Origin of the sequence: Nonomuraea sp. NPDC049400 (assembly GCF_044466425.1) — a bacterium.
GTDB lineage: Bacteria > Actinomycetota > Actinomycetes > Streptosporangiales > Streptosporangiaceae > Nonomuraea.
Genome location: NZ_JBITMP010000051.1, coordinates 22,393 through 36,154 on the forward strand (window position 1 = coordinate 22,393; position 13,762 = coordinate 36,154).

Genomic DNA, 13,762 nt, shown 5'->3' on the forward strand with positions numbered 1-13,762 from the left:
TTATGTTATCCGTAACAGAATGTTGTTCTCCTGTGTGGGAGGTTCGATGCTTCGGTTCGATGACAGGGTCGCGATCATCACGGGGGCCGGGCACGGTCTCGGCAGGTCGCACGCGCTCCTGCTGGCCGAGCGGGGCGCCAAGGTGGTCGTCAACGACCTCGGCGGCGCGCTCGACGGCACTGGCGCCTCCGCCGGGCCCGCCGCCGACGTGGTCGAGCTCATCACCAAGAACGGCGGTCAGGCCGTCGCCAACGCCGACAACGTCGCCACGCCGGAGGGCGCCAGGGCCATCGTGCAGGCCGCCGTCGACGCGTTCGGCAAGGTGGACATCGTCGTCAACAACGCGGGCATCCTGCGGGACAAGTCGTTCGGGAAGATGACGGTCGAGGACTTCGACGGGGTGCTCGCCGTGCACGTACGCGGCTCGTACCTGGTCAGCCAGGCCGCCTACCCGCTGATGAAGGCGGCCGGCTACGGCCGCATCGTCAACACCTCCAGCCCGGCCGGCCTGTTCGGCAACTTCGGCCAGGCCAACTACTCCACCGCCAAGATGGGCCTCGTCGGCCTGACCAAGACGCTCGCCATCGAGGGCGCCCGCAACGGCATCAGGGCCAACGCGATCGCGCCCATCGCCTGGACCCGGATGACGGAGTCGCTGCTGCCGGCCGAGTTCGAGGCCAAGTTCACGCCCGAGCGGGTGAGTGCGCTGGTGGCGTACCTCGTGCACGATACGTGCGAGGCGAGCGGCGAGGTGTTCAGCGTCGGCGGCGGCCGGGTGGCCAGGGTGTTCGTGGCCGAGGGGCCCGGCTGGAAGGCCGACGACCTCACGCCCGAGGCCATCGCGGGCAACTGGGAGGCCGTCATGGCCGAGCAGCCCTACGTCCTCACGGCCGCCGACTCGATGAAGGCGATGCTCTGACTCTCAGTAGTCCCCGACGCCGGCGCGCGGAGGCCCGGCGGCGTCGGGGACTGCTGTTTCCCGAAGAGCCTGACAAATCAGCCTTTGTTCGATCTTCGGCGGAAGTCAGGGGAGTTTGGTCGATCCTCGCTCTTGATTTGCCGCATAGGTGATCTTATTGTCGCCACATGACCCCCCAGCTGGGATCCGCCGGTGATGTGCTGACGCTGATCAGTGCCGGCTCGGCCACGACCCGTTCCGACCTCGCGAGGCTCACCGGCCTGGCCAGGTCCACGATCTCCCAGCGCGTTGACGCGCTGATCGAGCGCGGCCTGGTCGAGGAGACCGAGAGTGGCGAGTCCACCGGCGGGCGGCCGCCGCGCCAGCTGCGCCTGCAGACCGAGGACCACGCCTTCGCGGGCGTCGACCTGGGCGCCACCCACTGCCGGGTCGCGCTGATGGACATCTCGGGCAACGTGCTGGCCGAGTGCGAGGACGCGCTGCTGATCGGCGAAGGGCCGGACAACGTGCTCGCCCACGTGGACCAGCGGGTCGACCGGTTGCTCGGCGAGGTGGGGCGGCCGCGCTCGGCGCTGCGCGCGATGGGGATCGGGGTGCCGGGGCCGGTGGAGTTCGCCACGGGACGGCCGAACAATCCGCCGATCATGCCGGGCTGGAACGACTACCCCGTCCCCGAGTACTTCGGCGGCGTGTCGGTGCTGGTCGACAACGACGTCAACGTGATGGCGCTGGGCGAGCACCGCCACTCGTTCCCGAACACCAACCACCTGCTGTTCGTCAAGGTCGGCACCGGCATCGGCTGCGGCATCGTGGCCGAGGGCAAGCTGCACAGGGGCGCACAGGGCTCGGCCGGCGACATCGGCCACATCCGGGTCAGCGGCCACGAGGACGCGGGCTGCCGGTGCGGCAACAGCGCCTGCCTGGAGGCGGTGGCCGGCGGGGCCGCCATCGCGCGGCGGCTGACCGAGCTGGGCCTGCCGGCCGAGTCGGGAGGCGACGTCGTGGCGCTCGTACAGGCGGGCAACACCCAGGCGCTGCGGCTGGTCAGGGAGGCCGGCCGGCTCATCGGTGAGGTGCTGGCCAGCCTGGTCAACTTCTTCAACCCCGAGGTCATCGTCATCGGCGGCGCGCTGTCGCGGGTGCACGAGCATCTGCTGGCCGGGATCAGGGAGACGGTCTACCGCAGGTCGCTCCCGCTGGCCACGCACCACCTGTCCATCAAACCGAGCCGTACGGGCATCAACGCGGCCGCGCTAGGGGCGGGGATCCTCGCCATCGAGCACTACCTCTCACCGGACAACATCAACCGCATCGTCAACGCCTGAAAGGGACCTCCGATGCTGGTCATGAAGGGCATCGTCAAACAGTTCCCCGGCGTGCGCGCGCTGGACGGGGTCGACCTGGACGTACGGGCGGGCGAGGTGCACTGCCTGCTCGGCCAGAACGGCGCGGGCAAGTCCACGCTGATCAAGGTGCTGGCCGGGGTCCACCAGCCGGACGAGGGCACGATCTCGTTCAACGAGAAGGAAGTGCGCCCGGGCAGCCCCATAGACGCCATCAGGCTCGGCTTCGCCACCATCTACCAGGAGCTCGACCTGGTGGACGGCCTCAGCGTGGCCGAGAACATCTTCCTCGGCCACGAGCACGCCCGCTTCGGCTTCGTGAACAGGCCGGCCGCCAGGCGCGCGGCCCGCGAGGTGCTCGAGCGGCTGGGCCACCCGGAGATCCGCCCGTCGGCCGAGGTCGGGCGGCTGTCGCCGGCGGCCAAGCAGGTCGTGTCCATGGCGCGGGCGCTCTCGCACGACGCCCGCCTGATCATCATGGACGAGCCGTCCGCCGCCCTCGCCCACGACGAGGTCGCGAACCTCTTCCGCATCATCCGCGAGCTCACCGGCGAGGGCGTGGCCGTCGTCTACATCTCCCACCGCCTGGAGGAGATCCGCGAGATCGGCGACCGGGTCACCGTGCTCAAGGACGGCCGCACGGTCGCGGTCGGCCTGTCCGCCCGCGACACCCCTACGGCGGAGATCGTCTCCCTCATGACGGGCAGGAACGTCGAGTACGTCTTCCCGCCCAGGGCCGAGCGCGCGCCGGGGGAGGAGGTGCTCAGGGCCGAGAACCTGTCCTCGCCGGGCGTCTTCTCCGGCGTCTCGTTCTCCGTGCGGGCGGGCGAGATCGTCGGGCTGGCCGGGCTCGTGGGCTCGGGTCGCTCGGAGATCCTCGAGGCCGTGTACGGCGCCCGTCCCTCATCGGGGCGCGTCCTGCTCGACGGGCAGCCCGTACGCCGCAGCGTCGTCGGCACGGTCAAGCGCGGCATGGGCCTGGCCCCGGAGGAGCGCAAGGCCCAGGCCCTGCTCCTCGACCAGAGCGTCACCGCCAACATCACGCTGGGCAGCCTGCCGGGGTTCGCCAGGTTCGGCTGGATCGACCGCAAACGCGAGCGGGACGAGGCCAAGCGCCTGTCCGAAATGCTGGACATCCGGCCACCCGACCCGGAACGCCCGATCAGGACGCTCTCGGGCGGCAACCAGCAGAAGGCCGTTCTCGCCCGCTGGCTGCTCGGCGGTCGCAAGCTGCTCCTGCTCGACGAGCCGACCCGGGGCGTGGACGTGGGCGCCAGGGCCGAGCTGTACGCGGTCATCCGCGACCTCGCCGAGCGGGGCATCGGCGTGCTGCTGGTCTCCAGCGAGGTGCCCGAGGTGCTCGGCCTCGCCGACCGGGTGCTGGTGTTACGCGAGGGCACGGTCATCCACGAGGGCGATGCGGCGGAGCTGGACGAACACCGCGTACTCGACATGATCATGAATGGGAGGGCGGCGTGATGAGCGAGCCCACAACCGAGCGGCCGCTGCCCGGAGTGGCCGCACCCCCGCCGTCGCGCGGCTTCGGCGGCCTCGGGGAGATGCGGCATCTCGGGCTGCTGGCGGCCCTGGCGCTGCTGGTCGTCGTCGGCCTGGTCACCAGGCCCGAGAACTTCGCCACCGCCTCCAACCTGGTCAGCATCCTGTCCCTGGCCGCCACGATCGGCGTGATCACGGTCGGGGCCACGTTCGTGATCATCGGCGGCGGCATCGACCTGTCGGTGGGCGCGGTCATGGCGCTGGCCTCGGTCTGGGCGACGACGCTCGCCACCCAGTCGTACGGGCCGGTGGTGATGGCGATCTGCGCCATCCTGGTCGGCACGGGAGCGGGGCTCGTCAACGGCCTGCTCATCGCCTACGGGCGGCTGGTGCCGTTCATCGCCACGCTGGCCATGCTCGTCGCCGCCCGCGGGCTGGCGCAGCGCATGTCCGACCGCAAGACGCAGCTCATCCAGGCCGACAACGCCGCCGTCGTGGACCTGTCGACCACGCGCCTGCTCGGCATCCCGCTGCTGGTCTACATCTTCGCCCTGGTCGTGGTGCTGGGGTGGATCGTGCTCAACCGCACGACGTTCGGGCGGCGCACGTACGCGGTCGGGGGCAACCCCGAGGCGGCCAGGCTCGCCGGGATCGACGTGCGCAGGCACACGATGCTGCTCTACGCCCTGTCGGGGCTGTGCTGCGGCATCGCCGCCATCCTGATCATGGCGCGCACGACGACGGGCTCGTCCACCCACGGGGACCTGTACGAGCTCGACGCCATCGCCGCCGTGATCATCGGCGGCACGCTGCTCACCGGGGGACGGGGCACGATCGTGGGCTCGATCCTGGGCCTGCTGATCTTCACGCTCATCACGAACCTGTTCATTCTCAACGGGCTCAACACCAGCGACCAGCTCATCGCCAAGGGCCTGATCATCGTCGTCGCCGTCCTTCTCCAGCGGCGGAACCTGAAGGAGAGAGCACCATGAGTGAGAACGTCGCGCGCCGGGGATTCCTCGTCGGCGGAGCCGTACTCTTAGCGGCGGGTTGCACCAGCAACGAGCCCGCGGCGGCGCCCTCCAGCGCGGCCCCCGCTCCCGCCCCCGCCGCGAGCGGCAACGACCAGCCCGGTCAGAAGGTCACGATCGGCTTCTCGGCGCCCGCCGCCGACCACGGCTGGATCGCGGCCATCGCCAAGAACGCCGAGAGCGCCGCGAAGCAGTACTCCGACGTCGACTTCAAGCCCGTCGAACCCACCAACGACATCAACCAGCAGATCTCGGCGGTCGAGTCGCTCATCGCCGCCAAGGTGAACGCGCTGGTCATCCTGCCCAACGACGGCCAGCAGCTGAACCAGGTCGCGTTGCAGGCGACCCAGGCGGGGATCCCGGTCATCAACCTCGACCGCGTCTTCCCCGACAAGCTGGCGTACCGGACCTGGATCGGCGGCGACAACTACGGCATGGGCGTCGCGGCCGGGCACTTCATCGGCAAGCAGCTCAAGGACAAGGGCGTGGCCAACCCGGTCATCGTCGAGATCCAGGGCATCGCCACGCTGCCGTTGACGCAGGACCGCAGCAAGGGGTTCGCCGACGCGCTGAAGACGTACGGGTTCAGCGTGACGGCCAAGCAGGACGCCAAGTTCACGGTCGAGACCGGCAACCAGGTGGCCACGTCGCTGCTCCAGGCGCACAAGAAGATCGACGCCATGTGGAACCACGACGACGACCAGGGCGTCGGCGTGCTCGCCGCCATCAAGGAGGCGAACAGGAACGAGTTCATCATGGTCGGCGGCGCCGGGTCGCTGAACGCGATGAAGGAGATCCAGTCGGGCACCTCCGTGCTCAAAGCGACGGTCACCTACAGCCCCACGATGGCCTCCTCTGCGATCAAGCTCGCGCGTCTGATAGCACAGGGGAAGGGCATGAGTGATCTGCTGGAGAACCAGGTTCCGCAGTCAATCACGCTCGCGTCCGAGACCATCACCAAGGAGAACGTCGAGAAGTACCTGGCGCTCGGCTTCGAATCCTGATCGGGGGTTGCATGTCAGACAAGACCACCATCGGCGTGGGCATGATCGGCTATGCCTTCATGGGCCGCGTTCACTCCCAGGCCTGGCGGAGCGTGGGAGCCTTCTTCGACCTTCCGCTGACGCCGCGCATGGCGGTGATCGCCGGCCGGTCGAAGGAGCGCACCGAGGCCGCCGCGGCGCAGCTCGGCTGGGCCGACGTCGAGACGGACTGGAGAGAGCTGGTCCAGCGTGACGACGTGCAGATCGTCGACATCTGCACGCCCGGCGACTCACACGCCGAGATCGCCATCGCCGCGCTGCAGGCAGGCAAGCACGTGCTCTGTGAGAAGCCGCTGGCCAACACCGTCGAGGAGGCCGAGGCCATGGTCCGGGCGGCGGCCTCCGCGCCGGGCAAGAGCATGGTGGCCTTCAACTACCGGCGGGTGCCCGCGGTCGCGCTCGCCCGCCGGTTCGTCGAAGAGGGCCGGATCGGCGAGATCAGGCACGTGCGGGCCGCGTACCTGCAGGACTGGATCGTCGACCCCGAGTTTCCGCTGGTCTGGCGGCTGCAGAAGGACAAGGCGGGCTCCGGCGCGCTGGGCGACATCGGCGCGCACATCGTGGACGCGGCGCAGTTCATCACCGGGCAGACGCTGGTGGGCGTCTCGGCGCTGACGGAGACGTTCATCAAGGAACGCCCGCTCGCCGCGGAGTCCGCGGGCCTCGGCGCTTCGCGGGCGGACTCGATGGGTCAGGTCACCGTGGACGACGCCGCCCTGTTCATCGGCCGGTTGTCGGGCGGGGGGCTGGCCTCGTTCGAGGCCACCCGCTTCGCCTTCGGACGCAAGAACGCGATGCGCATCGAGATCAACGGCTCGCTCGGCAGCCTGGCGTTCGACTTCGAGGCCATGAACGAGCTCTGGTTCAGCTCCGGAGGCGGCGGTTTCGAGCGGATCCTCGTCACCGAACCCGACCATCCGTACATGGGCGCCTGGTGGCCGCCCGGGCACGGGCTCGGCTACGAGCACACCTTCACCCACGAGATCAAGGACTTCCTGGAGGCGATCGCCACCGGAGCCGACCCGTCGCCGTCGTTCGCGGACGGGCTGCGGGTGCAGCGGGTGCTGGAGGCGGTCGAGCAGAGCGCGGCTGAGGGCAGCCGCTACACGGACGTGGAGGACTGACTCATGCGACCTGTCACCCTGTTCACGGGGCAGTGGGCCGACCTGCCGTTCGAGGAGGTGTGCAGGCTGGCCGCCGAGTGGGGTTACGACGGCCTGGAGATCGCCTGCTCGGGCGACCACTTCGACGTGGCCCAGGCCATGGCGGACCCGTCGTACGTGGAGCAGAAGCGCGCCCAGCTCGACAAGCACGGCCTCAAGGTCTGGACCATCTCCAACCACCTCGTCGGGCAGGCCGTCTGCGACCTCATCGACGAGCGCCACAAGACCATCCTGCCCGCCCGCATCTGGGGCTCCGGCGACCCCGAGTCGGTACGCCAGGCCGCGGCCGAGGACATGAAGAACACCGCCCGTGCCGCCTCGCTGCTGGGCGTGGACACGGTGGTGGGCTTCACCGGGTCGTCGATCTGGCACACGGTGGCCATGTTCCCGCCGGTGCCCGCTTCGATGGTGGAGGCCGGCTACCAGGACTTCGCGGACCGCTGGAACCCCATCCTCGACGTCTTCGACGAGGTCGGGGTGCGCTTCGCCCACGAGGTCCATCCGAGCGAGATCGCGTACGACTACTACACCACCCAGCGGACACTGGAGGCGATCGGCCACCGCCCCGCCTTCGGCCTGAACTGGGACCCGTCGCACATGGTCTGGCAGGACCTGGACCCGGTGGGGTTCATCCTGGACTTCAAGGACCGGATCTACCACGTGGACTGCAAGGACACGCGCATGCGCGTCGGAGACGGCCGCAAGGGCCGCCTGTCCTCGCACCTGCCGTGGGCGGACATGCGGCGCGGCTGGGACTTCGTCTCCACGGGGCGGGGCGACGTGCCGTGGGAGGACTGTTTCCGCGCCCTGAACTCGATCGGGTACGAAGGGCCGATCTCGATCGAGTGGGAGGACGCGGGGATGGACCGGCTCGACGGGGCCAGGGAGGCTCTGGCGTACATCCGCAAGCTCAACTCCATCACCCCGCCGGCGGCGGCCTTCGACGCCGCCTTCTCCACGACGTAGGGGCCGCCGACAGCAAGGCCTTCCACAGAGGGGGGCGCTGCGCGCCTTCAGGGTGTCAGACAGCGCCTCCCAAGGGAGCTCCGCCCCCTTTCGATCCCCCAAAACCCCGCTCGCCATCCCCACCCGTTGGCCGGTTACCAGCTTGGCCTGCTGGAGCCCGCCCCGAGCGGGAAAGCGCACTTCGACCTCCTGGCACGCCGAGGCACGCGGCGGTCAGGGTGGCGATGAGGTCGCCGGGCCCGCCGTTGTCCGCTACGGCACCGTGAAGAACAACCGGGACAACGACGCTCTGCGTGACCATCGTCGCCTCACCCGGCGACTACACGGGTACGCGCGCTGACGGTCCCAAGGGCTACCGGCAACTCGGATACGTGGGCTGCTTCCTGCTGGAGGAGCGAGTACGCCGCCCGCACGAAGCACGCCGACAGCAGCCCCTCGCCGACCGCATGCACGCCGTCTACCGCGTCTATCCAGGCGCCCAGGTGAACTTGTTCGACACGACTCGTTCGCCGTCCGGCCCTTCGGCGACGATCCACACCTTCTGGCCGACCGCGCTGCACGGGAACTGCCCGTCTGAGTGCTGCTCGCCGTTCTCGTCGGTGGTGAAGCTCGCCCCAGGGTTGAACGCCCCCCAATTGCTGGTGTACGGCCTGAAACGATATTTCGTGCCCGGCTTGAGGCCGGTGGCCCGGAACTCGATGAAGGCGCAGTTCTTCCGGCAACTGCCATAGGTCGTCGACGGGCCCTTGGACGCGACGATCCTCGGACCCGTCACCACCTTCTCGCCGGCCGAGCCGGAAGGCGCGTGCGACGGGGCAGGGGCGCGCGAGGAGGCAGTAGAGGGAACGGCGGGCGGATCATCACCGTCGGCGATCCCGACGATCACGGCCGCGCCCAGCGCCAAGGCGGCCGCACCTGAGGCGAGTGCCGGCCATCGGCGCCTGGCGGCGTCGCGGGCCTTACGCCACGGCGAGGGCGGGTCGGCGATGTCGCGCAGCGCGACGCGGGCTTCGGCGGCAGTGGGCCGGTTGTCCGGCTCGGTCTGGAGCATCGCCGTCAGCACCGGGCGCAGCGGCCCGATATCGGCGGCCATCTCGATGAGCCCGTGGTGCGCCCCCCACCCCACGACTTGCCGGTGGTCGTCCGGGTCGCCGTCGTGTGATTCCTCGGTCGGCGCGTCGCCGCGCGCCCAGGGGCGTGGCGGACCTCCGGCGACCAGGGCATAGACGGTGGCGCCAAGGGAGAACACGTCGGAGGCCGTACCCGGGTTGCCGCGGACGATCTCGGCTGCGGCGTAGTCGGGCGTGTAGGAGATCGGGCGGTCGGGAGAGATCGTCTCCGCGCCGCCGAGCCGCCGCGCGGCGTCGAAGTCGGTGAGCTTCGCCGCCCCGTCGGCGTCCATGACGATGTTGGCGGGCTTCACGTCGCAGTGGACCAGCCCTTTGCGGTGCAGTGCGGTCAGTGCGTCGGCGATCTGCGCGCCGATCCTGGCCGCCTCCCGCTGGGAGAATCTCTTGTCCGACAGGCTGCCGTTCGGCACATGCTCCATGACCAGCCACGTGCCTGCCCAGGGACCATAATCAACGGTCAGGACGTCGTAGACGGTGACGATGTGCCGGTGGACCAGCCTGGCTAAAGCCCGGGCCTCGCCTGAATGAGTGCGCTTGAGCACGACGGGGCGGCCCAGCTCCTCGTCGTAGGCGTAGAGCACCTCGCCTCTGCCCTCGGGGATGCTCTCCCCAGGTTCCACCCGGAACCGTCCGCCGAGTATGTGCTCTTTGCTCTCCCGACGGTCCTGGCTGCCCCGGTTGCCCACATCTCCGTCCAGCCCCACTTCGTCCGCCTCCCTAGTGGCTCGTGAGGGGATGTCTCATGCCGGGGCGAAGCATCCCAGATCTTGCACACTATCGGTCACGCGCGGTAGGCCGGATGGCCATGAGAGTAACCGTTGCCAGGAATTGGATCATCTGTCGGCTGCTGGTGTCCAGTAGGGCAGGACTGCCGCCCGCCCGCAGGCGTGAGCGGTCGGGCGCACGGACTCCGTCGGGATTTGCCGCCGTCCTCGCCAAGCGTCCCGGCCTCGCGCGGTACGGCGTGCGCACGCCGATGAGCATCTACATGGAGAACGACCTCATGGCCGACGACTGCGTGGAGAACGTCAAAGGCAAGAGGGACTCTGACAGCGGGAGCTTCAAGTACCACGCGGGTCCGGTGCCTGCTCACCGTCGTGCAACGCAAGGGCGGCCAGGACCTGAAGGCCGTCGCCCGCGCCGGGCTGGGCGGCGAGGCCGCCCGCCGGTGAGCGCGGGCTGCCTCGGCGATCCGCGAAGGGTTCAGTCCATGAGGACGATCTGGCGGAGGACCTCGCCGCCCCGCAACGCCTCCACGGCGTCGTTCAGGTCCGCCAGGCGGATGCGGGAGCTGATCATCGACTCCAGGTCCAGCTTGCCGGCCTTGTGGAGCTTGGCGAAGTAGGGGAAGGCGTGGCGTACGTCTGCCTCCCCGTACAGGCTGGACAGCAGGTTCTTGCCTTCGAACAGCAGGCTGAACGCCGAGATCGACACCATGTCGTCCACGGCGCCCGCCCCGACCACGATGACGTCGCCGCCCTGCCGGGTGATCTGCCAGGCGCTCTGGATCGTGGCCGACTTGCCGACCACCTCGAAGCCGTAGTCGAAGCCCGCGCCGGCGGTGAGCTCGTTGATGGCGTCCGGGACCTGCTCCGGGGTGACCGCGTGTGTCGCGCCCACCTTCTTGGCCAGCTCGTGCTTGGACTCCAGCGGGTCGACCGCGAGGATCGTCCTGGCGCCGGAGACGCGGGCGCCCTGGATGACCGACAGGCCGACGCCGCCGCAGCCGATCACCGCGACAGTCGAGCCCGGGCGGACCTTGGCGGTGTTGATCGCGGCGCCCACGCCGGTCGTGATGCCGCAGCCGATCAGGGCCGCCGCCTCCCAGGACACGTCATCGTCGATCTTGATCGCGCCCTGCCACGGCACGACGATCTCCTCCGCCCAGGTGCCGCACCCGGCCATCCCGAACGCCGTCGCCCCGTCGCCCCCGAACCGGAAGTTGCCCTTGCTGAACGCCTCGACCACGTACTTGATGCACAGGTACGGCTGGCCGCCCAGGCACAGGTCGCACTCCTGGCAGCCGGGCCGCCAGTTGATGACCACGTGGTCGCCCGGCTTGAGCGAGGTGACGTGCTCGCCGACCTCGACCACCTCGCCCGCGCCCTCGTGCCCGAGCACCAGGGGCACGGGCTGCGGCAGGATGCCGGTCATGGCCGACAGGTCCGAGTGGCAGACGCCCGTCGCCTTGATCCGTACGCGTACGTCCGCCGGCCCGACGGGGGCCAGGGTGACGTCGTCGCGGATGTCCAGCTTGTCGTTGCCTACGGCGTGCAGGATCGCGGCGCGCATGGGGTTCCTCCTCGAACTCAGGCGTGGGGCTATTCCTCGAGGGACAGAGCGGCTTTGGGGCAGGACCTGACCGCGTGGCGGACGCGGTCCTGCATCTCGGGGGGTGGTTCCGGCAGCAGGATGTGGAGCTGGTCGTCGTCGTCCACCTCGAACACCTCGGGCGCGAGCCCCATGCAGACGGCGTTGGCCTCGCAGACCAACTCGTCCAACTTGACTTTTATGTGAGCCTCCTGTGATCCCATGAGACCACTTTGGTGTGCTCGACGACGTACGCAACCCGCTTTTGCCCGGTCTTCTCCACATATGGGCGCAACAGTTCGTCCGGGACGCCCGGCGTCATCCGGCGGGCGACCATCATGCCGACGTCCATGACGCGATCGCGGCCGTCCAGCCGCTCGGCCTTCCCGTACACCAGGACGCCGCGCAGCTCGCCATAGTCGTCACCGGTCTCGACCAGGCAGCTCACCCGGGGGTCGCGCGCCAGGTTGCGGGCCTTCTGGGATTTCGCGTAGGTCCAGAAGGTGATGCGTCCCTCGTCGAGCCCGTAGAACATGGTCACCAGATGCGGCATGCCGTCCGGATTGATGGTGGCCAGCTGCAGCTTGCGTGAGCCCTCCAGGAACGCGGTGACGTCGTCGTCCGACATCGCGATGCGAGCGCGCTGATTCACGGTGCAAGTAGAACAGGTTTCAGAAGTGCCCTGCAAGGGCCTCCTGGAATGTTATTCGGTTCGGCTAGGGTGCATCCCTATGTCGATGCCGTCAGAGCTGCTCCACGCAGCCAAGCACGCCAAGGGATTCATGCCGCGCAACGAGGGGCTGGCGCTGTTCGAGGCGGCCCGCCAGTACGGCAAGCTCGGGCCGATCTGCGAGATCGGCACCTACTGCGGCAAGTCGGCCATCTACCTCGGCGCGGCGGCCAGGCAGGTCGGGTCCGTGGTCGTCACCGTGGACCATCACCGGGGCTCGGAGGAGATCCAGCCCGGGTGGGCCCATCACGATCCGACGCTGGTGGATCCCCGGTTCGGGAAGATGGACTCGTTGCCGACGTTCAGGGCGACGATCGCGGCGGCGGGGCTCGAGGACGAGGTGATCGCCGTCGTGGGCCGGTCGGAGCAGGTGGCCGCGCTCTGGAACACGTCCCTGGGCATGCTGTTCATCGACGGTGGGCACTCCGAGGAGCCGGTGACCCGGGACTACGAGGGGTGGGCGCCGCATGTCGTGGAGGGTGGAGCTGTTGTCTTCCACGACATCTATCCCGATCCCGCCGACGGGGGGCAGGCGCCGTACCGGATCTATCAGCGGGCGCTGCGGTCCGGGGCGTTCAGGGAGGTGTCGGCGGAGGGCTCGCTGCGCGTGCTGGAACGCGTCGGCCCGGGCATGTGATCCCGCTCAGTGACGGTGGCGGCGGGTCCAGGAGCGGCGGGTCCTGGACTGCCAGTGCAGGAAGTCCTCGTGGGTGTGCGCCTCGTGCCCGAGGGCGATGAGCGCCTTGTCCGTCCACGAGGCGGCCTCCTCGGGGTCCGCCCCGGCGAGGATCGGCACTGCCTGCGACGTGTGGTCCGGCAGCGTCCCCGACCGCAGCCTGGCGGCCACGGCGAACGCGCACCCCTGCGCCAGATGCGCGCGGAACCCGTCGGCTCCGGCGTGCTCGGCCAGCCACCACAGCTCGTCGGACTCGGCCCCGCCGGTGTACGTGGCCGCGAACCCGACCCCGCTCCACAGGTCGGCCCGCCGTCCCGGCGGGTACCCGCCGACCCTGGCGGCGACGTCGTCGGGCGAGGCGCAGTCGTGGTACCAGAGCAGCCGGCCCAGCCCCTGGTCGAACACCGCGCAGTGCGCCCTGGTGAGCAGGTCGGGCATCGTGCGCTCGCCCACCATGCGATCGGCCCTGGTCATGCTCCACTGGAAGCCGAACCCGTCCACCGCCAGCCACCGCAGCAGCGGATGGGCCCGCCGCGCGCCTCGTACGGGCCGCAGCCACAGCAGGGCGTACGCGCGACCGGCTCCGAGGTAGGCGGCGTGGCGGTGATGCTGGGCGGGCCCGGCGAGCAGCTCGTGAAGGCGCCGGCCCCGTGTCAGCGTGAGCAGGTCGAGCACGGTGCAGGCGGCCGCCGCCCCTTCGTAGCCGAGGGGCCGCTGCTCAGCCGGGATGTCCTCGATCTTGTCAACTTCCCGGGACATCACCGCGTTGAAGCCGAAGACGTACGATCTTTCGGCGTTGGTGAATGCCGTCCGGGAGGATCCCGCTCTCATCCGGAACCGTCGCCGGCTCAGATCAGACTCCAGCGGATCCTTGGCCAGAAACCTCCGCAGCCCCGTCGCGATGGACAATGTCGGCTCGGTCCTGACCTGGTCCAAGAACATTGTTGTGCCCGC

At 69.5% G+C, this 13,762-nt stretch carries 13 protein-coding genes; 8 read left to right on the top strand and 5 right to left on the bottom strand.

Going from position 1 to position 13,762, the window contains the following annotated elements; genetic code table 11:
* The first annotated feature begins 46 nt into the window (after positions 1 to 46).
* From ACIBVN_RS48210 to ACIBVN_RS48240, 7 genes are all read left to right on the top strand, one after another.
* Positions 47 to 919: an SDR family oxidoreductase gene (locus tag ACIBVN_RS48210; RefSeq protein WP_397147467.1), complete on the top strand. Its 873-nt coding sequence runs from the start codon at positions 47 to 49 to the stop codon at positions 917 to 919.
* Positions 920 to 1,086: 167 nt separating this feature from the next.
* Entirely contained in the window at positions 1,087 to 2,244 is a 1,158-nt protein-coding gene (locus ACIBVN_RS48215) for an ROK family transcriptional regulator (RefSeq protein ID WP_397147469.1), read from the top strand.
* 12 nt (positions 2,245 to 2,256) lie between these two features.
* Positions 2,257 to 3,741 (top strand): sugar ABC transporter ATP-binding protein, encoded by a 1,485-nt coding sequence (locus tag ACIBVN_RS48220; RefSeq protein WP_397147471.1) that lies wholly within the window; start codon positions 2,257 to 2,259, stop codon positions 3,739 to 3,741.
* A complete protein-coding gene (locus ACIBVN_RS48225; protein ID WP_397147473.1) occupies positions 3,741 to 4,751 on the top strand; it encodes an ABC transporter permease in 1,011 nt (336 codons plus the stop codon). The genes ACIBVN_RS48220 and ACIBVN_RS48225 overlap by 1 nt, the downstream gene beginning before the upstream one ends.
* Positions 4,748 to 5,794: an ABC transporter substrate-binding protein gene (locus ACIBVN_RS48230; RefSeq protein WP_397147475.1), complete on the top strand. Its 1,047-nt coding sequence runs from the start codon at positions 4,748 to 4,750 to the stop codon at positions 5,792 to 5,794. The genes ACIBVN_RS48225 and ACIBVN_RS48230 overlap by 4 nt, the downstream gene beginning before the upstream one ends.
* Positions 5,795 to 5,805: 11 nt before the next feature.
* Complete coding sequence (locus ACIBVN_RS48235) at positions 5,806 to 6,957, top strand: Gfo/Idh/MocA family protein (protein WP_397147477.1); 1,152 nt, start codon at positions 5,806 to 5,808, stop codon at positions 6,955 to 6,957.
* Between the two features lie 3 nt (positions 6,958 to 6,960).
* Positions 6,961 to 7,962 carry a sugar phosphate isomerase/epimerase family protein gene (locus tag ACIBVN_RS48240; protein WP_397147479.1) on the top strand — a complete coding sequence of 334 codons (1,002 nt, stop codon included), beginning with the start codon at positions 6,961 to 6,963 and terminating at the stop codon, positions 7,960 to 7,962.
* A 466-nt stretch (positions 7,963 to 8,428) separates the two neighbouring features.
* Here the strand turns inward: ACIBVN_RS48240 and ACIBVN_RS48245 are convergent, their stop codons facing one another.
* The 4 genes from ACIBVN_RS48245 to ACIBVN_RS48260 all read right to left on the bottom strand — a co-directional run bounded on the left by ACIBVN_RS48245 (position 8,429) and on the right by ACIBVN_RS48260 (position 12,054).
* Complete coding sequence (locus ACIBVN_RS48245; RefSeq protein WP_397147481.1) at positions 8,429 to 9,796, bottom strand: serine/threonine-protein kinase; 1,368 nt, start codon at positions 9,794 to 9,796, stop codon at positions 8,429 to 8,431.
* Positions 9,797 to 10,295: 499 nt separating this feature from the next.
* Positions 10,296 to 11,384, bottom strand: a complete 1,089-nt coding sequence (locus tag ACIBVN_RS48250; RefSeq protein ID WP_397147483.1) for a Zn-dependent alcohol dehydrogenase — start codon at positions 11,382 to 11,384, stop codon at positions 10,296 to 10,298.
* A 29-nt stretch (positions 11,385 to 11,413) separates the two neighbouring features.
* Positions 11,414 to 11,605: a ferredoxin gene (locus tag ACIBVN_RS48255; RefSeq protein WP_349450702.1), complete on the bottom strand. Its 192-nt coding sequence runs from the start codon at positions 11,603 to 11,605 to the stop codon at positions 11,414 to 11,416.
* Entirely contained in the window at positions 11,602 to 12,054 is a 453-nt protein-coding gene (locus ACIBVN_RS48260) for a pyridoxamine 5'-phosphate oxidase family protein (RefSeq protein WP_397147485.1), read from the bottom strand. The genes ACIBVN_RS48255 and ACIBVN_RS48260 overlap by 4 nt, the downstream gene beginning before the upstream one ends.
* Positions 12,055 to 12,139: 85 nt before the next feature.
* On the opposite strand from ACIBVN_RS48260, the gene ACIBVN_RS48265 reads away from it, so the two are divergent.
* On the top strand, positions 12,140 to 12,769 hold the full coding sequence (locus ACIBVN_RS48265) for a class I SAM-dependent methyltransferase (RefSeq protein ID WP_397147547.1): 630 nt from the start codon (positions 12,140 to 12,142) through the stop codon (positions 12,767 to 12,769).
* 6 nt (positions 12,770 to 12,775) lie between these two features.
* On the opposite strand, the gene ACIBVN_RS48270 is transcribed toward ACIBVN_RS48265, so the two are convergent.
* Positions 12,776 to 13,750, bottom strand: a complete 975-nt coding sequence (locus tag ACIBVN_RS48270; protein WP_397147487.1) for a DUF1702 family protein — start codon at positions 13,748 to 13,750, stop codon at positions 12,776 to 12,778.
* Between the last annotated feature and the right edge of the window lie 12 nt (positions 13,751 to 13,762).

What these genes read in the sequence shown, in the direction of transcription:
- ACIBVN_RS48210 (WP_397147467.1), top strand. Translation starts at nt 47, where the DNA reads ATGCTTCGGTTCGATGACAGGGTCGCGATCATCACGGGGGCCGGGCAC.
- ACIBVN_RS48265 (WP_397147547.1), top strand. Translation starts at nt 12,140, where the DNA reads ATGCCGTCAGAGCTGCTCCACGCAGCCAAGCACGCCAAGGGATTCATG.
- ACIBVN_RS48235 (WP_397147477.1), top strand. Translation starts at nt 5,806, where the DNA reads ATGTCAGACAAGACCACCATCGGCGTGGGCATGATCGGCTATGCCTTC.
- ACIBVN_RS48225 (WP_397147473.1), top strand. Translation starts at nt 3,741, where the DNA reads ATGAGCGAGCCCACAACCGAGCGGCCGCTGCCCGGAGTGGCCGCACCC.
- ACIBVN_RS48250 (WP_397147483.1), bottom strand. Translation starts at nt 11,384, where the DNA reads ATGCGCGCCGCGATCCTGCACGCCGTAGGCAACGACAAGCTGGACATC.
- ACIBVN_RS48220 (WP_397147471.1), top strand. Translation starts at nt 2,257, where the DNA reads ATGCTGGTCATGAAGGGCATCGTCAAACAGTTCCCCGGCGTGCGCGCG.
- ACIBVN_RS48215 (WP_397147469.1), top strand. Translation starts at nt 1,087, where the DNA reads ATGACCCCCCAGCTGGGATCCGCCGGTGATGTGCTGACGCTGATCAGT.
- ACIBVN_RS48240 (WP_397147479.1), top strand. Translation starts at nt 6,961, where the DNA reads ATGCGACCTGTCACCCTGTTCACGGGGCAGTGGGCCGACCTGCCGTTC.
- ACIBVN_RS48230 (WP_397147475.1), top strand. Translation starts at nt 4,748, where the DNA reads ATGAGTGAGAACGTCGCGCGCCGGGGATTCCTCGTCGGCGGAGCCGTA.
- ACIBVN_RS48270 (WP_397147487.1), bottom strand. Translation starts at nt 13,750, where the DNA reads ATGTTCTTGGACCAGGTCAGGACCGAGCCGACATTGTCCATCGCGACG.